The sequence below is a fragment of the Rubrobacter tropicus genome (assembly GCF_011492945.1).
In the GTDB taxonomy this organism is placed as follows: Bacteria; Actinomycetota; Rubrobacteria; order Rubrobacterales; family Rubrobacteraceae; genus Rubrobacter_D; species Rubrobacter_D tropicus.
On the sequence record NZ_CP045119.1, the window covers coordinates 349,521 to 372,899 of the forward strand.

Below are 23,379 nucleotides of genomic sequence, written 5' to 3' on the forward strand. Positions count from 1 at the left end.
CGTTCTTTACTTGAGCGCGCTCGGTATGAGGACCTGGCGCTCGGTGTCGAAGTACAGGCTCTCGCTCGACTGGATCAGCTTGATCAGGACCTTGGTGTCCTGGGCGACCGGGCGGATAACGTACTCCTCCGCACCGTTGTCCAAAACGAACTGGAGGGAGAACTTGCCCGGCTCTCCATCGCCCTGCTCGCTCCAGTTGGCGTGTATGTCGGTTACCTGCCTGACCTTGATGCCCTGCGCGTTGTCCGCCATGGGTCGGACTCCTTCCGTTTCGCCTTGATGAGTGCGTGTGCTAGGTGATGTCCCTGAACAGCAGGACGCCGCGTCCTAGGTCGAAGTAGAGACTCTCGCCCGCCGCGAACAGGTCCATCAGCACGTCCGCGTCCTCCGAGGTCGGACGGATCACGCGCTCCTCGGCGCCGTTGTCCAGGACGAGCTGGAATGAGAACTTGCCGGGGGCCTCGTCCCCCTGCTCGCTCCAGTTCGAGTGGATGTCCGTAACCTGGCGGACCTGTATCTTCTCCGTGTAGTCGCTCATGGAACCCCTTTCCTATCCGGGACGGACCTCGAAGATCCGCCCTTCTGCTTTCCGCTACCGCGCGCCCCTGGTGGTCTGGTCGTCTATCTCGACCTCTTCCTTGCGGAGGTCCACCTCGACGACCTCCTCTTCCTCGACCACCCTCTTGCGCAGCCGGATCTCCTCTTTCAGCACGACCCGCTTGGTGACCACCACCTCCTCCTCGAAGACCTGCACGACGACCTCTTCGTCGCCGAACTCGAACTCGGCCCCCGAAACCTCCCTGTCCATCTGCACCCGCTCGACGTCGACCTGCTCGCGCCTCTTGGGTACCCGCACCTCCTCGCGCTCGGTGTGCACGCTCTTCTTGACGTTCACGGAGCCGGCCTCGCGCTGGCGGACGCCGGCGCGGAGCTCCTCCTCGGAGCGTTGAACTCTTAGATCTTCGTGCTCCGTACCACCGCGCTCGTCCGCCGTCGTACCCTCGGGAACGTCCCCCGGCGGCCGTTCGTCGCGCTCTTCATTGATCAAAACGGACCTCCTCAGGCCGAGAACCGACCAAAGCGAAGGGGATGCGACGGACTACCCGCCGCATCCCCCAGAACAAGGTTTCGACCTTACCTGTCGAGGCCGCTGCCCCGCTCGGTGGCGTCTTCGACGTCGATCTCCTCGCGGCGGACGTCGTCCTCGACGACCTCGGTGTCCTCCACCACGTCCTTGCGCAAGCGCACCTCCTCCTTGGCCACGGCCCGCTTGTCGGTGACGACCTCCTCCTCGGTCACCGGCACCGAGACCTCCTCCTCGCCGATCTGGGCCTCGGTCGCCTCGCCGGAGACGGGCACCCGCTCGACGCTGACCTCCTCGTGCTTGACCGGGACCTCGATGCGCTCGCGGTCGGTGCGCACGCGCTTGCGGACCCTCATGGCGCCCGCCTCGCGCTCGCGGGTGCCCGCCCGGAGCTCTTCTTCGGAGCGCTGCACCCTCAGCTCGTCGCGGTCCTCGAGGTCGTCGCCGCGGCTCTGGTTGACGCCCTCGTCGTTCGAGTCGTGCTCGCGGAACTCGCCGGTCTCGGTGTCGCCCATGCTCATGCCCGCGCCCACGGTGCCGGCCGAGGTCGAGCCGGTCGTGCCGGCGCCGGAGTGCTCCGCGCCCTCGTCGCCGTAGTACTCGCCGTAGGAGCCGCGGTCGTCGGTGCCCGTGGCGGCGCCGAGGCCGTAGTAGGAGCGGATCTCGCCCTCGTACTCGGGGGTGATCTCCCGGTCGTCGTCGAAGGAGGGGCCGTTCTTGACGGTGTCCTTGTCAGAGGAGACGGTGATCGTGCTGTTCGCCTCGTCGGTGGTGGCCATGTCGGCCGGGATCAGCGTGGAGCTGGTGCCCAGAAAGCCCATCTTCACGCCGAAGTACTCGGGCTGGTCGTTCTCGTCGAGGAACAGGTCGTCGACCTTGCCGATCTTGCTCCCGGAGTTGTCGTAGACGGTGTAGCCCGCGTACCTGTCCTCTATCGCCGTGAAACCGTCGCTGCGATTCTCCATTGCTCTGCCTCCTTCGTAGGATTTCGGCCTCGTACTTTTGTCGAAGCCTGACCTTGCGTACTTGTCCCGCCAATGGTGTCCGGGATTACTTCGACCTCTACCCCTCGAAACGTTCACGCAAAAGCGATTTCGCGCCCAACTCAAATAAATGGACCGAAAGGTGCAGGCCACCCGTCCGAAAACACTCCCGGTGCTACACGCCAGAGTTTTGCCTTCGCACCTCCTTTTTCCGTCTCACAACGCGCTCGACACTGTGCTGTCCGGTATCGTTACGCCCAAAGGTTTACATTCAAGTAGTGTAAAGTCAAGTAAAGTCCATAAAAGTACAATAAAGAAACTGCTATGATCTGTCTCCGGGTAGGCAGAGAGAAGGTTGGGAAGACGTGGGCAACGTTTCTAACGGGAAAAAGGATCTGCTGGACGTGGCGGAGGTGTCCGAGTACCTGGGGGTTGGATCTGTAACGGTCTACCGCTGGTGTCGGGAGGGCCGTCTGCCGTGTTTGAAGGTCGGAAAGTCCTGGCGCATAAGGCGTGAGTCGTTGGAGGATTTTCTGAGCCGGGGGGAGCGACCGACCACGCTCGTCGGGCAGTTGCGGCAGTACCTGGCGGTGCCCGACAGCGTGATCGCCATAGCCCAGACCACGGAGTTGTTGCACCAGCTCGACGCCGCTTTCCTGCAAGTGGGGGAGGCGCACGGGGGGTTGCTCGTCAAGTTCCACGGTGGCGAGCCGACTTCCAACGAGAATGAGTTGCGGGCGGAGTTGAACCGGGCCGGGCTCGACGTGCCCCGTCTGGAGAGCGAGGGTCGCCTGGTCTTCGTCGCCGAGAAGGACCCGAAGGTCCCGCGGGCCGACGCCCTGCGACGGTTCATCAAAGAGCAGGCGGCCGAAGGTCGCACCATCTGGGCCACATTCGACTGGACGCAGAGTGCGAGTCTGGAGGAGGCGCTGGAGCAGCAGGAGGCGTTGACGGAGATCGCCAACGCCGGCCAGCTCGTCATCAAGACGGCCCTGCTAGAGCGGGTGACGGACGAATGGACAGCCGAGGAGCGGCGCCGGGCGCAGGCGGCGCACGCCGGCATGATCTGGCTCTCCGAGGCCGGCCTCTCGCTGAGTCGCGTCACGCCGTTGTCCGCGGGATAGAAAAAGGAGGAAGGGTGTCGACCAGAGAGCGTGGGGGAGTTGGTCCCGTGTACTGGCTGATCTCGGGCGCCTCGGGGCGAGACGGCGTGTTCGTGCTGGACCTGGCGGGGCTTGGCCGGTCCCTGCCCGTCTTCAGCTTCAAAGAGGAGGCCGAACTTTTCCTGGCGCTCGGGGGCCTGGGCGAGGGCTGGCGGGCCGTGGAAAGCGGGGCCGGCGATTTCCTGTCCCTGTTCTTCGGGCCCGCCGCCGACGTGAAAAGCGTGGTCCTCGACCCGTTGCCCAACATGTTCCGCGACAGCACGGCGGGCCTGGTGGGCCTGAGCCTCGGTCGTTTTATGGACCGTTTCCTCGGCGTATCCGGGGCCGACGTCGTGCCGGAGCCGGGTTAATCCCTTAACGAACTAACTGCGCCTGGCGTGCGATACTAGGCGCGTCCGGAAGTTTAGGGGAGGTCTTTTGACGGCGGAGTTGTGGCAGTTTGCGGCACTGATCGGGGTCTTCCTCATGGTTGCCGTGTTGTGGCTCTGTATCATCTACCTGCCGGCGCGCACCATGGAGTACTCGGAGGCCCGCCGGTCGAAGACGCGCGACGAACAGAGCTAGTCAGCCTGTTAGCACGCTCCGGCCTTCGGCCTCCGCTCTCGGCCTGTCAGCTTCTTCTCTCGCTGACCGCTTTGTCATCCCGGCCCGCGCCTCGCGCGGAAAGCTCGCTCCCTCCTCGCTTCCACAGCCTCCCGCAGCAACTCGTCTAAAGGCCTGCCGGACTCCGCGTGTGCGTCCAACACCTCGCTGAACTCCAGCACCCGGTCCCTCGTCCCGACCTCTCCCAGGAAACCGGCCGCCTCGTCCGTTTCCACGCCCTCCCGCGCGGCGAACTCGCGCACCACGCGGTTCATCAGGTCCATCAGGAGGCGTCGGGTCTCCTCCTCTCCGTCGCCGACCGGCCGTCCGGAGATACGTTCCTCGAACTGACGGCCGAAGATGACGGCGGCCGAGACGATCCGGCGCCGGTCCTCGGGCGAAGCCTCCTCGCCCCACGCCAGGCGCATAGTCTCTTCCCGTAACTGGTTCAGGTACGCGACGGTAGCGTCGCCCATGTCGGACATCTCCCGACTCCTCTCGCCGGCGGCGCGGACATGGTATCACCGGGTACCTCGAAGACCGAAACAGGGGGCAAAGCGTGTTGACCCGGCTTGACCATCTGGTGATCCTCGTCCAGGACCTGGACAGGGCCACCGAAGATTACGAACGTCTAGGCTTCAGGGTCATACCCGGCGGAGAGCACGCCGACGGCCTCACCCGCAACGCCCTCGTGCCGTTCGGCGACGGCACCTACCTCGAGCTGGTCGCCTTCATAGATCCCGAAGACGACCAGGACAACGTCTGGGGCTGGCGGGAGTTCCTGCCCCACGAGGGCCTCATCGATTACTGCGCCGCCTCGGACGGGCTGCCTGAAGACGTCCGGCGGCTCCGGGACCTCGGCTTCGAGGTTGACGGCCCGCACGAAGGCGGCAGGAGGCTGCCCGACGGGCGGAAGATCCTGTGGCGCAGCGCCAGCTTCGCGCAGGGCGAGAGGGTCCTGCCGTTCATGATCGAAGACCTCACGCCAAGAGAGACGCGCGTCCCAACCGGACCCGACACCTCCCACCCGAACGGCGCGACCGGCATCCGGAGGTTGGAGATTGCCGCGTCCGATGCGCAGGAAGCCACCAAAAACCTCGCCGCCCTGGCGGCGGTCGAACCGGAGCATCTCAAGCTCGGAGCCTGCGAACTCTTCCCGGTGGACATGTGCACAGAGCAGGGGCCCGGCCCGGTGGCGGTAGAACTTTCGACGGCCCCATCCGAGAACATCGGGGCGTTGGACCGGAGCCTCGCCCACGGCGTCCGGTTCACGCTCTCCCCAGAAGCTGATAGCTGAGGGCTGATAGCCAACAGCTATTTCTCCTGTATCATTCTGCGGGACGCAGCGTACCACCGAGAGGGGAGAACGTGAACGACGCGACGAAGCAGCGGGTGATCACCATAGTGGCAGCGGGCATCGCCTACCTCATAAGCTCGATGGTGACGAACCGCTACATAAACATCCCCGAGCAGCGCGGCCTCAAAGACGACGCGCTGGAGGCGATCCTCAAAGGCGCCACCACCGCCACCTCGACGATCCTCGCCTCCGTCCTGGTCCGCCGCTTCTTCAAGGACTAGAGCTTGTCAGCCCGCTGCGCCCTATGTGCTCCGCTTTCGGCACGCGTCGGGCCTGCTTCGCAGCCCCTCGCTTTCAGCAATCAGCTTTCAGCCGCGCAGGGCCGAACCGGGCAGCGCCGGGCGCGACGGTCCGGTTGTCGCTTGGCGTGGGGTGTACGGACGACTTGCTGATAGCCGACCGCTGAAAGGCGCGAAGCGCCGGGCTGAAAGCGTAGGCGAAGCCGGAGCGTGCTAAAAAGGAGGTCGGTGCTTTGGCGGGTCGTTTGGATGGTCGGGTTGCTATCGTTACGGGCGGGGGCGGGGGGCTCGCCGAGGGTATCTGTGGGAGGTTGTCGAGGAGCGGCGCGGCCGTCGTTTGCGCCGACGTCTCGCTCGAGAAGGCCGGACGGGTCGCCGGGCTGGTGTCGGAGGGGGGTGGACGGTCTCTCGCGGTCGAGGTGGACGTTTCGGACAAAGGGTCCGTAGAAGGTGTGGTTGAGCGGGTGGTCGAGGAGTTTGGCGGGGTGGACGTTCTCGTGAACAACGCCGCGATCTACCCCCGCAGGGCGTGGACGGAGATCGAGGAAGAAGAGTGGGATCGGGTGATGGCCGTGAACCTCAAGGGCTACTTTCTCTGCGCCAGGGCCGTCTATCCGCACATGAAGGAACGGGGCGGGAGCATCGTCAACGTCTCCTCGATCACGTTCTTCGTCGGGTGGACGCTCCTGATGGACTACGTCGCCTCGAAGGGGGGCATCGTCGGGTTCACGCGCACGCTGGCGCGGGAGATCGGGCCTGACGGGATCAACGTCAACGCCATAGCCCCCGGCGCCTTCCCCACGGACGCCGAGAAGATCCACCCGGATCAGGAGGGCTACAACCGCTGGGTCCTCGAACAGCAGTCCATCAAACGCCGCGGCACGCCCGACGACGTTGGCAACCTCGTCGCCTTTCTCGCCTCGGAGGAGGCCTCCTTTATCTCAGGCCAGACCATCGGCATCGACGGCGGCTGGATGATGCGCTGATGCCCGACCTCTTCGGAGAGCGCCTCGGACGCGGGGACCTGATGCGCCGCATCGGCAGGTTGGATCAGGCAGCCGGCGTCAGGCTCGTCTCTTTGGGCGACGGCGCCGAGCGCGGCGTCAGGCTGCTGGAGTTCCAGACCGGTACGGGCTTCTCCTTCGACGTGGTCGTCGACCGCGCCCTGGATATCGGGCGCTGCGAGATGGGCGGGCGCCCTTTGGGCTGGCTCTCGCCGGTGGGCTTCGCAGGTCCCTGGTTCGACGAGCCGGAGGGTCTGGGTTTCCTCCGCAACTGGGGCGGCGGCCTGCTCACGACCGCGGGCCTCGACCACGCCCTGTTCATGGCCGAGGACACCGCCGAACACTTCCACTACCCGCCGAAAGAGACGGAGAGCTACGGCCTGCACGGGCGCGTCTCGAACCTTCCGGCCAGGCTCCTCGGCTACGGGGAGCGGTGGGAGGGAGACGAGTGCTTCCTCTGGGCCGAGGGCGAGGTGCGCCAGGCCGCGGTCTTCGGCGAGAACCTCGCGCTGCGGCGGCGCGTCGAGGCCAAGGTAGGGGAATCGCGCCTCAGGATCCACGACGAGGTCGAGAACGCGGGCTTCGACCCGACGCCCCACATGTACCTCTACCACGTAAACGTCGGCTGGCCCGTCGTCGACGAGGGCTCCGAACTCCTTGCCCCGGCGCGCGGCGTCTCCCCCCGCGGCGACTACCAGGCCGAGGGCTACGAAAGGTTCCACGGTCCCCAAAGGGGTTACGTCGAGCGGGTCTTCGAGCACGACCTCGCCGCCGAACAAGGCGGGACCGTGCCTGTCGGAGTCGTCAATCGTAGATCTGGCCTCGGCTTCTACGAGGTCTACAGGCGCGACCAGCTACCCCACCACTTCGTCTGGCGGATGCTCGGGGAAGGAACCTACGTAGTCGGCGTCGAGCCGAGCACCAACCGCACCGCCGGGCGCCTGGACGCGAGGGAGCGGGGGGAGCTGATCGAACTCTCCCCCGGAGAGGGTCGCACCTACGACCTGGAACTCGGCGCCCTCGACGGAAACGAAGAGATAAACCGCTTCGCACGGCGCGTTGAAGCCCTGCGCCCGGGATAGGAGCGTACTGAAAGCTGATGGCTGAGAGCTGAAAGCTGAAAGCTCTAGAGAAAGCGAGCGTGGCGTGGCGGAGACGGTAGACCGAACTCACGAACGCAAGGAAAGACTCGAGGACATCCTCGTCGTCGACTGCGACGTCCACGTCAGCGAGACGCCGGGCAAGCTCGCTCCCTACTGCGACATGCCCTGGCGGGTCTCCCTGGAGCATATCGAGAAGAACGAGCCCGTACGCTACCTGGACATCCCCGGCTTCTCTCCCGGAAACGCCGCCTACGAGGCCCGCTTCCCGACGGGCCACGAGGCCACCCGCGGCGTCGACACGCCCGCCCAGATGCGCCGCGAGCTCGACGCCATCCACGTGGACATCGGCATCCTCTTCCCCGACCACCTCCTCAAGCTGCCCGTCATCACCCAGTCGGACTACGCCGCCGCGATCGCCCGCGCGTACAACGCCTGGCTTCTCGAAGAGTGGTGCTCCGTCGAGAACGGCCTCCTCGGCTGCATCCTCGCCTGCCCCCACGACCCGGCCGACGCGGCGCGCGAGATCCGGAAGTACTCGAAAGAACCCGGCATGGTCGGCGTCTACCTGCCGTGCGCCGGCCTCGACCCCTTGTGGGGACACCGGATGTACGACCCCATCTTCGAGGCCGCGGAGGAGGCGGACCTGCCGGTCTTGCTGCACAGCGTCACCGTCATACATCCCGTCTTCCCCTTCAACACCCACGGCTTCGAGACGGAGTTCGGGCGGCACATCTGCAGCCACACCTTCTCCATGATGGCGAACCTCGTCCACATGGTCACCACAGGCGTCCCCGTCCGCTACCCGAACCTGCGCATCGCCTTCACCGAGGCCGGCATCTCCTGGGTGCCTTTCCTGATGTACAAAATGGACAAAGAGTACGTCGAGCGTCGCCGCGAGGTCCCTTTCCTGACCGAGAAGCCGAGCCACTACCTCAAGAAGATGTACTTCGCCACCCAGCCCGTCGAGGAGCCCGAGGACCTCGGGGACCTGGTGAAGTTGATGGACCTCTACGACGGCGAGGACACGACCATCTTTGCTTCCGACTGGCCCCACCACGACTTCGACCACCCCATGAAGGTCCACCAGGTCCCGTTCACGAACGAGGTCCGCCGCAAGGTCTTCGGCGACAACGCCTTGCGGCTCTTCAACATCGACGCGAGAGGGAACCGGCTCAACCCGTGAGCGGGTGGTCGGAGCGGTGGACCGGGGTGCGAGAGGAGGAGTATGGAAGGGGCTGTGGACCTTGGGGGGATCTCGGCTGGCGCCCGGGGGACGGGAACCGTGTGGACGGAGCGGGAGGGACGGGACTTGAACGCCAACCTGGTCCGTTTCCCCCAAGGAGAAGGCGTCGGGGAGCACGTAAACGGTGAGGTGGACGTCCTCTTCGTTGGCGTGTCCGGCTCCGGGGTCGTGGGGGTGGACGGCAGGGAGCACGCGCTGGAAGCTGGGGTCCTCGTCCTCGTTCCCAGGGGAGCCCGGCGGTCCACCCGAAGCACCTCGGAGAGTTTCTCCTACCTGACCGTACACAGGAGAAGGGGGCCGGTGCGCCTCCGCGCCGGCCGGGATGGGCCGAACGCGTGAGGCACCATCGGGGCGTCGGGTCAGGCGCGGTTCAGGGCCGCTGAGTGGTGGCGGATGTGTTCCTCCATAAAGGTCGAGATCGCGTAGTACGAGTGGTCGTAGCCCTCGCGGCGGTTCAGGGTTAGCGGCTGCCCGGACTCGGCGCAGGCCTCTTCCAGGGCTTCGGGCAGGAGCTGCTCTTCGAGGAACTGGTCCGAGAGGCCCTGGTCCACGAGGATGTTCCGTCCGTCGGGGAAGGGGTGCTCGCGCACGAGCTCGCTCGCGTCGTAGGCCTTCCAGGCCTCCCTGTCCCCTCCGAGGTAGCCCGAGAAGGCCTTCTCGCCCCAGGGGACGCGGGTCGGGGCCGAGACGGGGGCGAAGGCCGAGACCGAGCGGAAAAAATCGGGGTTCTTGAGGGCGCAGACGAGGGCGCCGTGGCCGCCCATCGAGTGGCCGAAGACGCCGCGGGCATCGGGGCCTGCGGGAAAGTTCTCTTCTACGACGGACGGCAGCTCCCTCGTGACGTAGGAGTACATCCCGTAGTGGCGGGACCAGGGCTCTTCCGTGGCGTCCACGTAGAAGCCCGCGCCGGTGCCGAAGTCCCAGTCGTCGTCTTCGCCGGGTATGTTGGCGTCGCGGGGGCTGGTGTCGGGCGCGACCAGCATCAGGCCGTGCTCGGCGGCGAGGCGCTGGGCCCCACCCTTGATCATGAAGGTCTCCTCCGTGCAGGTCAGGCCGGCCAGGTAGTAGAGGACGGGCACAGGCCCGTCCGCCGCCTGGGGGGGCGTGTAGACGGCGAAGCGCATCTCGCCGTCGCAGGCGGAGGAGTGATGCTCGTGAAACGAGACGGTTCCGCCGAAACACGCGTGCCCGCCCAGGGTGTTGAGGTTCATTATGGCCCTTTCTGGAGTCTCTCTGGTCAAGCCTCGTCGGCGAGCCAGAGTAGATCGCCGACGAATCCTGAAGCCTGCAACCTGATGCCCGAAGCCTCCCTAGAACGTCACGACGCTGCGGATGGACTCGCCGCTGTGCATAAGGTCGAAGGCCGTGTTGATCTCTTTGAGGGGCATGGTGTGCGTGATCATGGAGTCCACCTCGATCTTGCCCTCCATGTACCAGTCCACGATCTTCGGCACGTCCGTGCGGCCCCTGGCTCCCCCGAACGCGCTTCCTTTCCACGTCCTGCCCGTCACGAGCTGGAAGGGGCGCGTGGAGATCTCCTCCCCAGAACCCGCAACCCCGATGATGACCGACTGCCCCCAGCCCTTGTGGGCGCACTCGAGGGCCTGGCGCATCACGTTCACGTTGCCGATGCACTCGAAGGAGTAGTCGGCCCCGCCGCCCGTCAGGTCAACCAGGTAGGGAACCAGGTCCCCCTCGACCTCGTTCGGGTTCACGAAGTGGGTCATCCCGTAACGCTCGGCGACCGCCTTCTTGGCGGGGTTCAGGTCCACGCCCACGATCTTGTCCGCCCCGACCATGCGGGCGCCCTGCACGACGTTGAGGCCGATGCCCCCGAGGCCGAAGACGACGACGTTCGAGCCCGGCTCGACGCCCGCGGTGTAGACGACGGCCCCGATGCCGGTCGTCACGCCGCAGCCGATGTAGCAGACCGACTCGAAGGGGGCGTCCTCGCGGATCTTGGCCGCCGCGATCTCGGGCAGCACGGTGTGGTTGGCGAACGTCGAGGTGCCCATGTAATGGTAGAGGGGATCTCCGTTCAGCGAGAGCCGGCTCGTCCCGTCTGGCATGACCCCGCGTCCCTGGGTCGTCCTGATGGCTTGGCACAGGTTCGTCTTCGGGTTCAGGCAGTACTCGCACTCCCGGCACTCCGGCGTGTAGAGCGGGATGACGTGGTCGCCTTCTTTCAGGCTCTTCACGCCGGGTCCCACCCCCACCACGACCCCCGCCCCTTCGTGGCCCATCACGGTGGGGAAGAGCCCCTCGGGGTCGGCGCCGGAGAGCGTGTAGGCGTCCGTGTGGCACACCCCTGTCGCCTTCACCTCCACGAGTACCTCGCCCTCTTTCGGGCCTTCCAAATCGACGGTCTCTATGCTCAACGGTCTCTCCGCCCCGAAGGCGACTGCTGCTCTTACTTCCATCTCTCCTCCTCCGTCTTCATCTACGGCCCAACACCTTAGCACGGGGCGGGGGCCGTCCTCGCGGATAGGAAACACGCGTCCCTGGCGCGGGGATGGCCACGGACTTATGGTGATCCCGAACGGGCGCGACCCGGCGGTCGTCGGCGGGAGAGACGGGAGGCACGAGTGGCGAAGAGGCGCGAGGAGCACGTCGTGGGAGACCTTTCGGACTTCCCCGAGGGCATCCACAAGGTGGTCAAAGCCGGGCGGCGCGAGGTCGGGATCTTTAATATCAGTGGCGAGCTCTACGGCCTGCCCAACCTTTGCCCCCACCAGACGGGGCCGCTGTGCGCCGGCGTGAAGCCGACGACCGGCGCCCTCGTCTCCCGCAAGGAGAACGACTGGAGGTTCGAGTGGGTCCACGAGGGCGAGGTCGTGGCCTGCCCCTGGCACGGCCTGGAATACCACGTCCCAACCGGCCGCTGCCTCGCCTACCCGAACGTCAAGCTCCGCTCCTACGAGGTCGTCGTCGAGGACGGAAAGGTGAAGGTCCGGCTCTAGCTGTGGACCAAGACTCTTCAAACGGCCCGCAGGTGGACGGCCCGCTCGCCGTCAGGGAGGTGGAGGCTGCGTTCCTGGTGGTCCGCGAAGGGGACCCGGGGGACTGGTTGGCACGCTTCGAGAAGGGTGGCGGCTTCCCGGCCCGAGCCTGGGCCGAGAACATGGTCGCGGTCTACAACCGGCGGTTGCGGGGTCGCGACGCCGGGCCCCCCACGCCGCCGGACGCGCGGCTGGACGGCCACCATTCTCCGACTTGACGCGGCGTCCCGACGCGGACGGGGCTTACGGTTTCGTCTGGCTCTCCGAGCGGGCGAGGAAGCCTTCTAGCGTGTCGAGGAAGCGTTCGGGTTCCTCGGCGAAGGGGTAGTGAGAGCTTTGCTCGAAGATCGCGAGCTCGGAGTTCGGTATGCCCGCGTGGATGTCGCGCTCCTGGCCCGCGGCCATGCCGTCGTAACGGCCGGCGGCCACGAGCGTGGGTACGTTTATACCTCCGAGGCGAGGGCGCAGGTCCCACGCGCGGAGCGGGCCTGGCTGTGGCGCGTTCGGTGGGCCCCACATGGCGGTATTCGCCTCCACGTCCATCTTCGAGAGCGCCCGGTTCAGCCAGTTGGGCCACGGGTCGAGGCGACAGGCGTGGCGCCGGTAGAAGAGGTCCATCGCCTCCCCGTACTCGGGGTCTTCGAACGTGCCGGCCGCCTCGTGTTTGCGGATTGCTTCCCGCGCGTCCCGGGGCAAGCCGTCGTAGAAGCCCTGCCGGCATTCGAGCATCGTTTTCCCGCTCACGACGGCGCCTACCAGGATCAGGCCCGCCGGAGGTTTCTCCGCCTCCAGGACGTGCTCCATGGCGAGCAGGCCGCCCCACGAGTGGCCCAACAGGTGGACTTCGTCCAGCCCGAGCTCGCTCCGGACCACCGCGAGCTCCCCCAGGAAGGCACCCACGCTCCAAGGACCGGGGCCTCCCGAACGGGTCGAGTTGCCGCAGCCGAGCTGGTCGTAGAACACGACAGGACGCCCCCCGCGCGCCAGGTCCTCCAGGGGCTCCAGGCTGTCGTGGGGCAGGCCCGGTCCCCCGTGGAGCGCGAGCACCGGGAGCTTGCGCGCCCGGGAATCTGCCGGATCCCCAACCACCCGATACCAGATCCTGTTTCCCCCGAAACGAAGCGTGCCTTCGCCCGCCATGACTGCCTCCCGTTGCCGCCCGGTTCCGGCCCCGCGCTTTACCCTGACCTTACCCCAACCCGCCAGGAACCTACTAGAGCGGTCGCGGTGGCATTGAGCTACCGCGATCCGCGCCGTCGGCTTTTTGCTCCTGGCTGAAAGCCTACGGCTAAAGGCTGACAGCTTCGCAAAGAGGTTCGACCTCTCTGCAAACCGCTCTAGGATAAACTGAACGGGAGATGGAATGCTCCGACGGGAAGTTATGGGAGGCGGTATTTCGATGACGGGGACCGGGCAAACCTTCGGCTTTGATGAGGTGGGCCGCCTTCCGGCGCCGGGGGACAACGTCGCCATAGCCACCCGTCGCCTGGAGGCCGGGACGCGGGTGGAGCGCGGGGGATCGGAGTTCGTCATTCCTCATACCGTCCTCGAAGGGCACCGCTTTGCGGTCGAGGAGATCCCGGACGGAGGAGAACTCCTCTCCTGGGGTTTGCCATTCGGGCGCGCGTTGTCGGGCATATCTCCGGGCGACTACGCCTGCAACGAGAAGATCCTGCGCGTGCTCCGCGAACGGTTCGCCGCACTCCCGAACCGCCGCGAAGGGGAAGATCCCGAAGGCACCTCCGACCAGGGCGGGGGAAGGGTGCCCGGAGGCTACAAGAAGAACGGCCTCGACCTTCCCGATAGACCAAATTTTCGGGACGCCGAACTGGAACCGTACGTCCTGGACGAAGAGAACTTCCGGCCCGGCGAGCAGGTGCCGCTACACGACGAGCCCCGCACTTTCATGGGCTACCGGCGCGGCTGGGGTCGTGGCGTCGGCACGCGCAACTACGTGGTAGTGCTCGGCGTCAACTCGCGGCTCACGGGCTTCGTGCGGGCGCTCGAGTGGGAGATGAACGGCGTGTCGGACGCCTACGAGAACGTGAGCGGCATCGTCTGCGTCGCCCACACCGAGGGGGGAGAGGGCCGGACGCCCAACAACTTCGACCTTTTGCTGCGCACCCTGAGCGGCTTCATGGTCAACCCGAACGTGGGGGCCGTGCTCGCCATCGACGGCGGCGACGAGGGTGCCGTCGCGAACGCGGCGCTCCGCCGCTACGCCGAAGAGAACGGCTACCCGCTGGACGACGTGCCGCACGAGTTCATGAGCCTGGAGGGGAGCTTTCGGGCCGATCTTGAGCGGGCAAAGTCTCGAGTAATGAATTGGATGGAGCAAGTCAACGCGCTTCGGCGGACGGAGGAGCCGCTCTCCGAGCTGAAGGTTGGGCTCCAGTGTGGCGGTTCGGACGCGTTCTCCGGCGTCTCGGCGAACCCCCTGGTCGGCTGGGTATCGAGGGAGGTAGTGCGCAACGGCGGGGCCGCGAACCTGGCCGAGACGGACGAGCTGATAGGGGCCGAGCGCTACGTCTTGAAGAACGTGAAGGACGCGGGGACGGCGAAGAGTTTCTTGGGGGCGGTCGAGCGGTTCAAGGAGAGAGTCGGTTGGCACGGGCACACGGCCGAGGACAACCCCTCTGGCGGCAACAACTTCCGCGGGCTCTACAACATCTCCATAAAGTCCATCGGGGCGGCCAGAAAGAAGGATCCCGATGTGAGGTTGGACCACGTCATCGAGTACGCGGAGAGGATGGACGGGGGCGGCTTCTACTTCATGGACAGCCCCGGCAACGACCTCGAGAGCGTGGCGGGGCAGGTCGCTTCTGGCGCGAACATGATCTTCTTCACCACCGGCAACGGCTCCATCACCAACTTCCCCTTCGTTCCGACCATAAAAGTGGTGACCACCACCGGCCGCTACCAGCTCCTCTCCAAAGACATGGACGTAAACGCCGGTGCCTACCTCGACGGTACCCCCATGGACGGGCTCGGGCGGGAGATGTTCGAGCGGACCATCGAAGCCGCCTGCGGCGAGAAGACCGTGGGCGAGCGGGCGGGCCACGCCCAGGTCTCCATCTGGCGCGACTGGAAACAGACGGGGCCCGAACACCTGGAAGAGTTGGAGAACGCCCCCGAGCCCGACGGCGAGCCGTTGCCCGTGCGTAACAATGTTCCGGACGCGGACTTCTCCTTCGAGGCGATAGCGACGGATCGGGGCCCCGCAACAGACCAGGTCGCGCTCGTGATGCCGACGAGCCTGTGCTCGGGCCAGATCGCCCGCCGCATAGCCAACCGCCTGAACGGGCGCGGCGCGGGCTTCGCCGGGGACAAGGTGACCCGCTTCGTCGCCCTCCCGCACACCGAGGGCTGCGGCGTCTCCGCGGGCTCGGCCGAGGCCATCTACTCCCGAACCGTCCTCGGCTACCTCGCCAACCCGACCGTCAGGCTCGCCCTCCTTCTGGAGCACGGCTGCGAGAAGACCCACAACGACTACTTCGAGAACCGCCTCGCCGAGCGCGGCCTCGACCCTGACCGCTTCGGCTGGGCCAGCGTCCAGCTGGACGGCGGCATCGAAAGCGTGGTGGAGAAGGTGGAGTCCTGGTTCGCGGAGAACCTAAAGGCTTCAGGAGCTATCGAGTACGAGACCGCTGGGCCGGGCGCCCTGCGGCTCGGGCTCTACGCCGCGGGTCCCCTGCCGGACGAGGCGGCGAGGAGCCTCGCCGAGACGACGCTCGCCGTCGTCGGCGCGGGCGGCACGGTGGTCGTCCCCCAGACGGCGGCGGTGCTCGGTTCCGAGGTCTACCTGGACGCCGTTTTTGGGGGCCGCACCGTCAAGAATACCCTGGCTTACGGGCAGGCTTTCCGGGAGCCCGGTTTTCACGTGATGGAGGCGCCGACGGACCATTGGATCGAGACGGCCACGGGGCTCGGGGCGACCGGCGTGGAACTCATGCTGGCGCACGTCGCCGGACGGCCCTTGCAGGCGCACCGCATGATCCCGCTCGTCCAGGTCTCGTCCGATCCCGAGACCATCCGCAACCACGCAGACGACCTGGACACGCTCCTCGACGGAGACCCGGACGCATGGACGGAGAAGACGCTTCGGACCGTCTCCGAGGTCGCCTCCCGCGAGTACACGCCCAAGCTTCTCGCGGCGAACAACACGGACTTCCAGTTCACCCGCGGCCTGCTCGGCGTCTCGATGTAGGGTTGTCTCCGGGGACTTTGGGCGACCGGGCCAAGAGGGGTCTCCCGTCTCCGGCGGTTGCGAGGCCGGAATAGCGCCCAAAGAAGCATAGATGACTTAGATTCCCGACCGCGTGTTGCGCGGCATCCGGGGTGTGGTTAGCATCACCGTTGGTGAGGAGGGCGCGCGCCCCGCAAAAGGTGGAGGAGACAAGTGATCGAGAACCCGTTCTACACGCCGGAGTTTCACGGCCCCTACGAGCTGTTTTCGCTGGGGGATTTCGTGCTCGAAGAGGGGCAGACGCTGCGGGATTGCAGGCTCGCGTACGCGGCGTTCGGGGAGTTGAACGGGGCGAAGGACAACGCGATTCTGGTCCCGACGTGGTTCTCGGGGACGCACCAGATCCTGCGCGACCTCTACATCGGCCCCGAGCACGCCCTGAACCCGGAAGAGTACTTCGTAGTCGTCGTCAACCAGATCGGCAACGGCCTCTCGACCTCACCCCACAACACGCCGGGCAACTTCGCCTCGGGCCCCCGGTTCCCGAAGGTCAGGATCGGCGACGACGTCGTCGCCCAGGAGCGCCTGATGCGCGAGGCTTTCGGCGTCGAGGAACTCGCCCTCGTCGTCGGCGGCTCGATGGGAGCCCAGCAGACCTACGAGTGGGCCGTCCGCTTCCCCGAGAAGGTCAAGCGGGCCGCCCCCATAGCCGGGACCGCCAAAAACACCCCGCACGACTTCCTCTTCACGCAGGCGCTCATGGACGCCATCACGATGGACCCGGGCTACGCCGGCGGCTGGTACGAGACGCCGGCCGACGTGCGCGAGGGCCTCGTCCAGCACGGGCTCGTCTGGAGCGTGATGGGCCTCTCGACGGAGTGGTGGAAGCAGGAGCGCTGGCGTCCCCTCGGTTTCGCCTCGGCGGAGGACTTCCGCGCGGGCTTCGTGGACGCGTACTTCAGCGTGCTCGACCCGAACAGCCTCCTCGCCCAGGGCTGGAAGTGGCAGCGCGGCGATGTCAGCCGCCACACGGACGGGGACCTGTCGGCCGCCCTCGGCCGCATCAGCGCGAAGACGTTCGTCATGCCCATAGGCGAGGACATGTTCTTCCCCCCGCGCGACTGCGCCGCCGAGCAGAAGCTCGTCCCGAACAGCGAGCTGCGCGTGATCGAAGACATCAGCGGCCACTGGGCCCTCTTCGGCTTCGAGACGACCTTTATGGAGCAGGTGGATCGGCACCTCGGCGAACTGCTAGCGTCGTGAGCCCGGCTTCGCCGGTCAGCACGCCTCCTTCGGAGGCTTTCAGCCGGTCAGCACGCTTCGGCTTCGCCTCGCTTTCAGCGGTCAGCCAGTCGTCTCGACACGCCGCTCCCGGCGCTATCCGAACCATGCCGGGTTACGCTGCTCGGTCGCGTTATGCACGGCGAGATGCTGACAAGCTGAAAGCGAAGCCCGAAGGGCGAAGCGTGCTGACCGGCTGACAAGCTGAAAAGCTATCTCCCCAGCCAGCCCCCGTCGACGGGCAGGACCGAGCCGTGGATAAAGTCGCCCGCTAACGAAGATAGCAGGACCACGGCCCCTTTGAGGTCTTCGGGCTCGCCGTAGCGGCCCGCGGGGATACGGGCCAGAAGCGCCGTGGAGCGCTCTTCGTTCTCGCGGATTGCGCCAGTCAACTCGGTTGTGTAGTAGCTGGGTGCGAGGGCGTTGACGTTTATGCCTAGCGGGGCCCACTCGTTTGAGAGGGCGCGCGTGAGGTTGGCGATGCCGGCCTTGGAGGCGGCGTAGGACGGGACGGTTATGCCGCCTTCGTAGGAGAGGACGGAGGCTGTGTTTATGATCTTTCCTCCGTCGCCCTGTTCGACGAAACGCCTGGCCGCCGCCTGGGAGAGGTAGAAGGCCGCCGAGAGGTTTACCTGGATGACGCTCTCCCAGTCGTCCTCCCCGAACTCCAGGGCCTGATCTCTCCTGATGATGCCGGCGTTGTTGACGAGTATGTCGAGGCGGCCCATCTCGGAGACGCAGTGGGCCACGATCTCCGCGGCACCTTCCGCCTTGGTCTCCAAAAGGTCGCGGTTCATGGCGTGGAACCGGCGACCGGTGGCGGCGACCTTCCCTTCCGTCTCTTCCATCGGAACTATATCCAGGCCCACGACGTCCGCGCCGGCTTCTGCGAGGCCCAAGGCCATTCCCTGTCCGAGCCCACGCGCCGCCCCCGTGACCAGCGCGACCTTGCCGTCCAGCCTGAGGTCGTCAAGAACGCCCATTAAAAGCGGAGGTCCATCGGCTCGATGCCTTCCTGCTCGCAATAGTTGAGGTAGCGGTCGAGCTTGGAGAAGACGTCGTCCTGGTAGATCGGGTTATCTTCGTCGTCGAGGTACTGGATCACGCCCTCCAGGATAAACAACGTCTGCATCTCCTCGACACCCTCGTCTACCACGAGCGTGTGTATGTCGCCGGGTGGCTCGTAGACCAGGGTGCCCGGCCTGGCCACCCAATCGCGTTCGAGGTAGTGCCAGGAGCCCTCCAGGCAGAAGCCCATCACCTGGCCTCCGGAGTGCCGGTGGCGGTTGATCCTGCCCGAGCCCCGGACTTTGAGGAGGTTGATCCAACGCCCCGTGGCGAGGTCGAAGCGAAGCGGCTTGAACCAGGCCCGCTCGCCCTGGGGCACCCAGGGGATCTCGTCCACATTTATTGCCTGGTCCGGCAACGCCCAGTCCTCGGTAAAGGACTTGAACCTCTCGTCTATCATCGTCCCGCCTCCCTCGTACCGCGTCGTTTTATAGAACGAAACCTCGTCTCATACAACAGCACGCAACATATTATACTCCCGGGCGAACCGCGTCAATGCTACGTTCGTTCTCTCTCGACCGGCGTGGCGCAGCACACAGATTATCCATCTATTTGTTGCTCCAGGCTCACAAGGTTCGTGACTGCTTGCCGCACACCGTCGTCGCGCGACGGCGGTGTGCAAAGGACACGCGTGCTTGTTGACGACGATCTGCGTCCGTGCTACGGTTCTTACGTATTTCGTAGAATAGTGTATCGTTTCATTCTACGAGACGAACGGGAACGGAGCGAGGATCGCAGGGAAGCAGTCGAGGGGAAGGGGCAACCTTGGGCAGGACAGTGACACTGCCGGGTCGGGAGAAGCGGGGCAACATAGAGGGCGGCATCATCGACTGCGACGTTCACAACGCGGTGCCTTCCATCGAGTCCCTGTTTCCCCACCTGCCGGACCGCTGGGTCGACTACATGGTCGAATCCGGCATTAAGACCATAGAGCCCAACTACTATCCGAAGGGCGTCCCCCTGTCGGCGCGTCCCGGATCGGAGCCTGCGGGGGGACCGGCGGGTTCCGACCTTGGGCTGTTGAGGGACCAGTTGCTAGATCCGTGGAACGTCCGGTACGCGATGCTCAACTGCGTCTACGGCGTTCAGCTGATCCAGAACCGCGAGTGGGCCATGGTCATGGCCAGCGCGCTCAACGACTGGCAAATTGCCGAATGGCTCGAAAAAGACGGGCGCCTGCGGGCTTCGATCACAGTTTCGACGCGTGATCCGGGGACTGCGGCGCGGGAGATCGAGCGCGTGGGCGGCCATCCGGGCTTCGCGCAGGTGCTCTTGTTGGCCAGATCCGAGATGCCCTACGGCGAGCGCTACTACTGGCCGATCTACGAGGCCGCCGAGCGCCACGGGCTGCCGGTCTGCATCCACGCCGGCGGGAGCGCCGGCAACCCCATCACCTCGGTGGGTTGGCCTTCCTACTACATCGAGGATTATGTGGGGTTTGCCCAGGCTTTCCAGGCGCAGGTAGTCAGCATGGTCACCGCCGGCGTCTTCGCGGAGTATCCCGGGCTCCGGGTCGTGCTCGCCGAGGCCGGCATCACCTGGCTGCCGTCGCTCATGTGGAGGTTCGACAAGGACTGGAAGGGCATCCGGCGGGAGACGCCGTGGGTCAGCCGTCCGCCGTCCGAGATCATCCGGGAGCACGTGCGCCTCACCACCCAGCCGATCGACGAACCTTCCAATCCCGAACATTTGCTCCAGGTCATAGACCAGATCGGGTCGGAGGAGATGTTGCTCTTCTCGACGGACTACCCGCACTGGCATTTCGACGAGCCGGAGGACGCGCTCCCCGTGAAGCTCCCCCCCGACCTGGAGCGCAAGATTTTTTCCGGGAACGCCCGCGCCTTGTACGGGCTGGACGACGCAACCAGCGAGCGGTAAAGGAGGCAACCGCGATGGTCGAGAAGTTGACAGAGAGAGCAACTGCGGGCCGGACCAGGGTTGGTGTGGTCGACGCAGATATACACAATGTCTTTCCGTCCCGGGAGGTCCTAAAGAGTTACCTGCCGTCGCGCTGGCAGAGGCACCTCGAGACGATCGGGCCGCGAGGGCACGACGGCTACATGTACGCTTCGACGAAGTACCCCAAGGTTTCCGCGGCCACCGCACGTACAGACGCGTGGCCGCCTTCCGGGTTGCCGCCGGGTTCGGACCTCGAGTTCATGCAGGAGCAGCACCTCGACGCCTTCAACATCGAGTACGGGATCCTGAACTGCTTCGAGCACGTCGGGCACGAGCTCAACGACGAGTGGGCCGCGGCGATGGCGCGGGCCGTGAACGACTGGCAGATCGCGGAGTGGCTCGAAAAGGACGAGCGCCTGCGGGCCTCGATAGTGGTGCCTTTCGAGAACGCCGAGCTCGCGGCGGAGGAGATAGAGCGGGTCGGGGACCATCCCGGCTACGTGCAGGTGCTCTTGCTTACCCGAACCCTGGAACCCCTGGGCCGGCGCAAGTACTGGAAGATCTACGAAGCGGCGGAGCGCCACGGCTTGACGATCGGGATGCACGCCAGCAACACGACCGGCGTACCGCCCACGCCCGTCGGCTGGCCCTCCTACTATCTGGAGGAGCACGTCATAGTTTCCCTGGCCTCCCAGAGTCAGGTGATCAGCCTCGCTTGCGAGGGCGTATTCGAGATGTTTCCGGACCTGCGCCTCGTGTCGATAGAGGGAGGGTTCGCCTGGCTTCCTCCGCTCATGTGGCGCCTGGATCAGAACTGGAAGAGGTTAAAAGAGGAGGTGCCGCACCTCAAACGGCCGCCGTCGGAGTACATCCGGGAGCACCTCTGGGTAACCACCCAGCCTATAGAGGAACCGGCCGACCCCAACCACCTCCTCCAGGCCATAGAGCACTTCGGGGCGGACGACAAGATCCTCTTCGCCTCGGACTACCCGCACTGGGATTTCGACGACCCGAACAGGGCCTTTCCACCCAGGATGCCGAAGGAGCTGAAGCGCAGGATCTTCTCCGAAAACGCGAAGAAGCTCTACGGATTCGGCCAGGAGGGCGGCTGAATGGGCGAGCACGTGGTGGGGACGGTGGAGGAGATACCGCCCGGCGGGCGCAAGATAGTCGAGGTGGGCGGACGTTCCATAGGCGTGTTCAACGTGGGGGGTGAGTTCTTCGCCCTCCGGAACCAGTGCCCCCACCAGGGGGCCGAGCTGTGCAAGGGCGTCCTGTCTGGGTTCGTCCACGCCGAGAAGCCGGGCGACGTGACGTACGTCAGGAGGGGGGAGATCCTCCGGTGCCCGTGGCACCAGTGGGAGTTCGACATCAGGACGGGTCAATCCTGGGTCGACCCGGCAAAGGTCCGGGTGCGGCGCTACGAGGCCAAGGTCGCGCCCGGAAACACGCTGCTCTCCGAGCCTGGCGGCAGCAAGGAACTCGCCGAGGCCGGCCTGGAGAAAGGGCTTTACGTAGCGGAGACGTACGAGGTCTCGGTCGAACACGAATACATCGTTCTCAACCTGTAGCTTTCGTGACCGGTGGTCGGACAAGAGAGGGGACATCTAGTGCGTCTCAGGGAGGAGCAAGAAGCATGGAAACCATAGAGAAGTTGGGTGGGGAAGACCGTGGGCAGACCGCGGACGTCAGGACCGTTGCCGTGGCGAGCATGGTGGGCACGACCGTCGAATGGTTCGACTTTTTCGGCTACGCTACGGCGGCGGCGCTGGTCTTCGGCCTCCTGTTCTTCCCTGGGGCCGATCCGCTGGTAGGCACGATGCTCGCCTTCGGGGGGATCGCGGCGGGATATCTCTCGCGTCCGCTCGGTTCCATCGCTTTCGGCCACTACGGGGACCGGCTCGGACGCAAGACCATGCTGGTCGTGTCCCTCTTCGTGATGGGTGCCGCCACCTTCCTCATCGGGGTGCTGCCCACCTATGCCGCCATAGGCGCCACGGCCGCCATTCTGCTGCTTGTGCTGCGCTTCATACAGGGGTTCGCCCTCGGCGGGGAGTGGGGCGGGGCCGTCCTCATGGCCGTGGAACACGCCCCGCCCAACCGGCGGGGTTTCTACGGCAGCTTCCCCCAGACGGGGGTAGCCCTGGGACTGCTCCTCGCCACCCTGATCTTCCTCGCCATCGAGGCGCTCCCCGAAGACCAACTCCTGACCTGGGGCTGGCGCGTACCGTTCCTGGCCAGCGCCTTGCTCGTGGCCCTGGGCCTCTATATCCGGTTGAAGATCGTCGAAACCCCCGCTTTTCAGAGGGTCAAGGAGAGCCAGACCGAGGCCCGGGTGCCCTTCGTGGAGACGCTGCTCACCCACTGGAAGGAAGTGATACTGACCTGCCTCTCCTACCTGGTCATCGGCGGGATCTTTTACGTGATCTTCGTCTTCAGCCTGACGTACGGCACCGAGCAACTGGGGCTGGAGCGTAGCACCATGCTGCTCCTCACCGTCTTCTCCAGCATCTTCAGCTTCTTCGGGCTTTTGTTCTTCGGCCACCTGTCGGACAGGGTGGGGCGCAAGCGGGTGTATGTGGGCGGGAGCCTGCTCGTGATGGCGTCGGCCTTCCCCATATTCTGGCTTATCAACACGGAAGTGTTCGTGTTCATGCTGCTGGGATACCTGCTGGCCACCGCCGGGTTCTGCGCGACCTACGGACCGATGGGCACGCTCTTCTCCGAGGCGTTCGACGTGCGCGTACGCTACACGGGTATCTCCCTGGGGCTCACGATCGGGACGGTCCTGGGCGCCGCATTCGTGCCTATGATCTTCACCCAACTGCTGGCGAGTTTCGGCAGCTACTGGCCGATCTCCGTGTACCTGATCGCCGTAGCGGCGATCAGCGCCGTGGCCGCAACCCTGCTTCGGACGACCGGCTCGGACAAGATCGAGCGCCCGGAGGATGCCGCAAGAACGGCGGAACGAGTCCATTAGAAGGGACAGCAGCCCCGACTGGGGAGACCGGGCCGGCATCGATGCCGGCCCGGTCTCCCGTTCTTAAAGCGAAGTGGCTCATAGCGGAGTTCATGAGCATTGATCCCCCTGGCCCGAAGGCCCCGGGTTGGCGACCGCCGTCCGTCCGGGAAGACGTTCCTGATGCCCGAAGCCTGAAACCTGTAGCCCGGCTCGCAGGAGGATCGAT

At 65.7% G+C, this 23,379-nt stretch carries 27 protein-coding genes; 17 read left to right on the plus strand and 10 right to left on the minus strand.

Annotation, left to right across the window (positions count from 1 at the left end; all coding sequences use genetic code 11):
* Positions 1 to 6: 6 nt before the first annotated feature.
* The 4 genes from GBA63_RS01560 to GBA63_RS01575 form a co-directional block, all read right to left on the minus strand.
* On the minus strand, positions 7 to 252 hold the full coding sequence (locus GBA63_RS01560; RefSeq protein WP_166172842.1) for a hypothetical protein: 246 nt from the start codon (positions 250 to 252) through the stop codon (positions 7 to 9).
* Between the two features lie 40 nt (positions 253 to 292).
* Positions 293 to 538: a hypothetical protein gene (locus GBA63_RS01565; protein WP_166172844.1), complete on the minus strand. Its 246-nt coding sequence runs from the start codon at positions 536 to 538 to the stop codon at positions 293 to 295.
* Positions 539 to 592: 54 nt separating this feature from the next.
* Complete coding sequence (locus tag GBA63_RS01570) at positions 593 to 1,048, minus strand: DUF2382 domain-containing protein (protein WP_166172846.1); 456 nt, start codon at positions 1,046 to 1,048, stop codon at positions 593 to 595.
* 86 nt (positions 1,049 to 1,134) lie between these two features.
* Positions 1,135 to 2,049: a DUF2382 domain-containing protein gene (locus tag GBA63_RS01575; RefSeq protein WP_166172848.1), complete on the minus strand. Its 915-nt coding sequence runs from the start codon at positions 2,047 to 2,049 to the stop codon at positions 1,135 to 1,137.
* A 383-nt stretch (positions 2,050 to 2,432) separates the two neighbouring features.
* Between GBA63_RS01575 and GBA63_RS01580 the strand changes: the two genes are divergently transcribed.
* The 3 genes from GBA63_RS01580 to GBA63_RS01590 all read left to right on the plus strand — a co-directional run bounded on the left by GBA63_RS01580 (position 2,433) and on the right by GBA63_RS01590 (position 3,794).
* Entirely contained in the window at positions 2,433 to 3,191 is a 759-nt protein-coding gene (locus tag GBA63_RS01580) for a helix-turn-helix domain-containing protein (protein ID WP_166172850.1), read from the plus strand.
* 14 nt (positions 3,192 to 3,205) lie between these two features.
* Positions 3,206 to 3,580 carry a hypothetical protein gene (locus tag GBA63_RS01585; RefSeq protein ID WP_166172852.1) on the plus strand — a complete coding sequence of 125 codons (375 nt, stop codon included), beginning with the start codon at positions 3,206 to 3,208 and terminating at the stop codon, positions 3,578 to 3,580.
* Between the two features lie 67 nt (positions 3,581 to 3,647).
* Positions 3,648 to 3,794: a hypothetical protein gene (locus GBA63_RS01590; protein ID WP_166172854.1), complete on the plus strand. Its 147-nt coding sequence runs from the start codon at positions 3,648 to 3,650 to the stop codon at positions 3,792 to 3,794.
* Between the two features lie 74 nt (positions 3,795 to 3,868).
* Here GBA63_RS01590 and GBA63_RS01595 read toward each other — a convergent pair whose 3' ends face one another.
* Complete coding sequence (locus GBA63_RS01595) at positions 3,869 to 4,288, minus strand: hypothetical protein (protein WP_207957016.1); 420 nt, start codon at positions 4,286 to 4,288, stop codon at positions 3,869 to 3,871.
* Between the two features lie 83 nt (positions 4,289 to 4,371).
* Here GBA63_RS01595 and GBA63_RS01600 point away from each other — a divergent pair, with 83 nt between their 5' ends.
* From GBA63_RS01600 to GBA63_RS01625, 6 genes are all read left to right on the plus strand, one after another.
* Positions 4,372 to 5,109 (plus strand): VOC family protein, encoded by a 738-nt coding sequence (locus GBA63_RS01600; protein WP_166172858.1) that lies wholly within the window; start codon positions 4,372 to 4,374, stop codon positions 5,107 to 5,109.
* Between the two features lie 71 nt (positions 5,110 to 5,180).
* Complete coding sequence (locus GBA63_RS01605) at positions 5,181 to 5,390, plus strand: hypothetical protein (protein WP_166172860.1); 210 nt, start codon at positions 5,181 to 5,183, stop codon at positions 5,388 to 5,390.
* Between the two features lie 251 nt (positions 5,391 to 5,641).
* Positions 5,642 to 6,394, plus strand: a complete 753-nt coding sequence (locus GBA63_RS01610; protein ID WP_166172862.1) for an SDR family NAD(P)-dependent oxidoreductase — start codon at positions 5,642 to 5,644, stop codon at positions 6,392 to 6,394.
* Positions 6,394 to 7,494 (plus strand): aldose 1-epimerase family protein, encoded by a 1,101-nt coding sequence (locus GBA63_RS01615; protein ID WP_166172864.1) that lies wholly within the window; start codon positions 6,394 to 6,396, stop codon positions 7,492 to 7,494. Before GBA63_RS01610 ends, GBA63_RS01615 begins: the two co-directional genes overlap by 1 nt.
* 64 nt (positions 7,495 to 7,558) lie before the next feature.
* Complete coding sequence (locus tag GBA63_RS01620) at positions 7,559 to 8,698, plus strand: amidohydrolase family protein (RefSeq protein WP_166172866.1); 1,140 nt, start codon at positions 7,559 to 7,561, stop codon at positions 8,696 to 8,698.
* 42 nt (positions 8,699 to 8,740) lie between these two features.
* The gene (locus GBA63_RS01625) at positions 8,741 to 9,097 is read left to right on the plus strand and encodes a cupin domain-containing protein (RefSeq protein ID WP_166172868.1); all 357 of its coding nucleotides are present in this window, start codon (positions 8,741 to 8,743) and stop codon (positions 9,095 to 9,097) included.
* A gap of 20 nt (positions 9,098 to 9,117) precedes the next feature.
* Here the strand turns inward: GBA63_RS01625 and fghA are convergent, their stop codons facing one another.
* Together fghA and GBA63_RS01635 are read right to left on the minus strand one after the other, a co-directional pair.
* Positions 9,118 to 9,969: an S-formylglutathione hydrolase gene (gene fghA / locus GBA63_RS01630; protein WP_166172870.1), complete on the minus strand. Its 852-nt coding sequence runs from the start codon at positions 9,967 to 9,969 to the stop codon at positions 9,118 to 9,120.
* Between the two features lie 99 nt (positions 9,970 to 10,068).
* On the minus strand, positions 10,069 to 11,178 hold the full coding sequence (locus GBA63_RS01635) for an S-(hydroxymethyl)glutathione dehydrogenase/class III alcohol dehydrogenase (RefSeq protein WP_166172872.1): 1,110 nt from the start codon (positions 11,176 to 11,178) through the stop codon (positions 10,069 to 10,071).
* A gap of 165 nt (positions 11,179 to 11,343) precedes the next feature.
* Here GBA63_RS01635 and GBA63_RS01640 point away from each other — a divergent pair, with 165 nt between their 5' ends.
* The gene (locus GBA63_RS01640) at positions 11,344 to 11,718 is read left to right on the plus strand and encodes a Rieske (2Fe-2S) protein (protein ID WP_166172874.1); all 375 of its coding nucleotides are present in this window, start codon (positions 11,344 to 11,346) and stop codon (positions 11,716 to 11,718) included.
* A gap of 2 nt (positions 11,719 to 11,720) precedes the next feature.
* A complete protein-coding gene (locus tag GBA63_RS01645) occupies positions 11,721 to 11,975 on the plus strand; it encodes a hypothetical protein (RefSeq protein WP_166172876.1) in 255 nt (84 codons plus the stop codon).
* Positions 11,976 to 12,000: 25 nt separating this feature from the next.
* Here GBA63_RS01645 and GBA63_RS01650 read toward each other — a convergent pair whose 3' ends face one another.
* The gene (locus GBA63_RS01650; protein ID WP_166172878.1) at positions 12,001 to 12,897 is read right to left on the minus strand and encodes a proline iminopeptidase-family hydrolase; all 897 of its coding nucleotides are present in this window, start codon (positions 12,895 to 12,897) and stop codon (positions 12,001 to 12,003) included.
* A gap of 259 nt (positions 12,898 to 13,156) precedes the next feature.
* On the opposite strand from GBA63_RS01650, the gene GBA63_RS01655 reads away from it, so the two are divergent.
* Positions 13,157 to 15,964 carry a UxaA family hydrolase gene (locus tag GBA63_RS01655; protein ID WP_207957017.1) on the plus strand — a complete coding sequence of 936 codons (2,808 nt, stop codon included), beginning with the start codon at positions 13,157 to 13,159 and terminating at the stop codon, positions 15,962 to 15,964.
* Positions 15,965 to 16,156: 192 nt separating this feature from the next.
* Positions 16,157 to 17,206: an alpha/beta fold hydrolase gene (locus GBA63_RS01660; RefSeq protein ID WP_166172880.1), complete on the plus strand. Its 1,050-nt coding sequence runs from the start codon at positions 16,157 to 16,159 to the stop codon at positions 17,204 to 17,206.
* A 230-nt stretch (positions 17,207 to 17,436) separates the two neighbouring features.
* Here the strand turns inward: GBA63_RS01660 and kduD are convergent, their stop codons facing one another.
* Positions 17,437 to 18,207 carry a 2-dehydro-3-deoxy-D-gluconate 5-dehydrogenase KduD gene (gene kduD / locus GBA63_RS01665; protein WP_166172882.1) on the minus strand — a complete coding sequence of 257 codons (771 nt, stop codon included), beginning with the start codon at positions 18,205 to 18,207 and terminating at the stop codon, positions 17,437 to 17,439.
* Positions 18,207 to 18,692: a 2,4'-dihydroxyacetophenone dioxygenase family protein gene (locus GBA63_RS01670; RefSeq protein ID WP_166172884.1), complete on the minus strand. Its 486-nt coding sequence runs from the start codon at positions 18,690 to 18,692 to the stop codon at positions 18,207 to 18,209. The genes kduD and GBA63_RS01670 overlap by 1 nt, the downstream gene beginning before the upstream one ends.
* 365 nt (positions 18,693 to 19,057) lie before the next feature.
* On the opposite strand from GBA63_RS01670, the gene GBA63_RS01675 reads away from it, so the two are divergent.
* The 4 genes from GBA63_RS01675 (at position 19,058) to GBA63_RS01690 (ending at position 23,171) form a co-directional block, all read left to right on the plus strand.
* Positions 19,058 to 20,170, plus strand: coding sequence for an amidohydrolase family protein (locus tag GBA63_RS01675; protein ID WP_207957018.1), 1,113 nt, complete (start codon positions 19,058 to 19,060; stop codon positions 20,168 to 20,170).
* Between the two features lie 14 nt (positions 20,171 to 20,184).
* Positions 20,185 to 21,303 (plus strand): amidohydrolase family protein, encoded by a 1,119-nt coding sequence (locus GBA63_RS01680; RefSeq protein ID WP_166172886.1) that lies wholly within the window; start codon positions 20,185 to 20,187, stop codon positions 21,301 to 21,303.
* Positions 21,304 to 21,762, plus strand: a complete 459-nt coding sequence (locus GBA63_RS01685; RefSeq protein WP_166172888.1) for a Rieske (2Fe-2S) protein — start codon at positions 21,304 to 21,306, stop codon at positions 21,760 to 21,762.
* Between the two features lie 65 nt (positions 21,763 to 21,827).
* Entirely contained in the window at positions 21,828 to 23,171 is a 1,344-nt protein-coding gene (locus tag GBA63_RS01690) for an MFS transporter (protein ID WP_166172890.1), read from the plus strand.
* Positions 23,172 to 23,379: the final 208 nt, after the last annotated feature.

Excerpts from the sequence above, each read along its gene's own strand:
- GBA63_RS01565 (WP_166172844.1), bottom strand. The coding sequence starts at position 538 with ATGAGCGACTACACGGAGAAGATACAGGTCCGCCAGGTTACGGACATC.
- GBA63_RS01690 (WP_166172890.1), top strand. The coding sequence starts at position 21,828 with ATGGAAACCATAGAGAAGTTGGGTGGGGAAGACCGTGGGCAGACCGCG.
- GBA63_RS01685 (WP_166172888.1), top strand. The coding sequence starts at position 21,304 with ATGGGCGAGCACGTGGTGGGGACGGTGGAGGAGATACCGCCCGGCGGG.
- GBA63_RS01560 (WP_166172842.1), bottom strand. The coding sequence starts at position 252 with ATGGCGGACAACGCGCAGGGCATCAAGGTCAGGCAGGTAACCGACATA.
- kduD (WP_166172882.1), bottom strand. The coding sequence starts at position 18,207 with ATGGGCGTTCTTGACGACCTCAGGCTGGACGGCAAGGTCGCGCTGGTC.
- GBA63_RS01575 (WP_166172848.1), bottom strand. The coding sequence starts at position 2,049 with ATGGAGAATCGCAGCGACGGTTTCACGGCGATAGAGGACAGGTACGCG.
- GBA63_RS01615 (WP_166172864.1), top strand. The coding sequence starts at position 6,394 with ATGCCCGACCTCTTCGGAGAGCGCCTCGGACGCGGGGACCTGATGCGC.
- GBA63_RS01670 (WP_166172884.1), bottom strand. The coding sequence starts at position 18,692 with ATGATAGACGAGAGGTTCAAGTCCTTTACCGAGGACTGGGCGTTGCCG.
- GBA63_RS01655 (WP_207957017.1), top strand. The coding sequence starts at position 13,157 with ATGACGGGGACCGGGCAAACCTTCGGCTTTGATGAGGTGGGCCGCCTT.
- GBA63_RS01680 (WP_166172886.1), top strand. The coding sequence starts at position 20,185 with ATGGTCGAGAAGTTGACAGAGAGAGCAACTGCGGGCCGGACCAGGGTT.
- GBA63_RS01625 (WP_166172868.1), top strand. The coding sequence starts at position 8,741 with ATGGAAGGGGCTGTGGACCTTGGGGGGATCTCGGCTGGCGCCCGGGGG.
- fghA (WP_166172870.1), bottom strand. The coding sequence starts at position 9,969 with ATGAACCTCAACACCCTGGGCGGGCACGCGTGTTTCGGCGGAACCGTC.
- GBA63_RS01650 (WP_166172878.1), bottom strand. The coding sequence starts at position 12,897 with ATGGCGGGCGAAGGCACGCTTCGTTTCGGGGGAAACAGGATCTGGTAT.
- GBA63_RS01635 (WP_166172872.1), bottom strand. The coding sequence starts at position 11,178 with ATGGAAGTAAGAGCAGCAGTCGCCTTCGGGGCGGAGAGACCGTTGAGC.
- GBA63_RS01595 (WP_207957016.1), bottom strand. The coding sequence starts at position 4,288 with ATGGGCGACGCTACCGTCGCGTACCTGAACCAGTTACGGGAAGAGACT.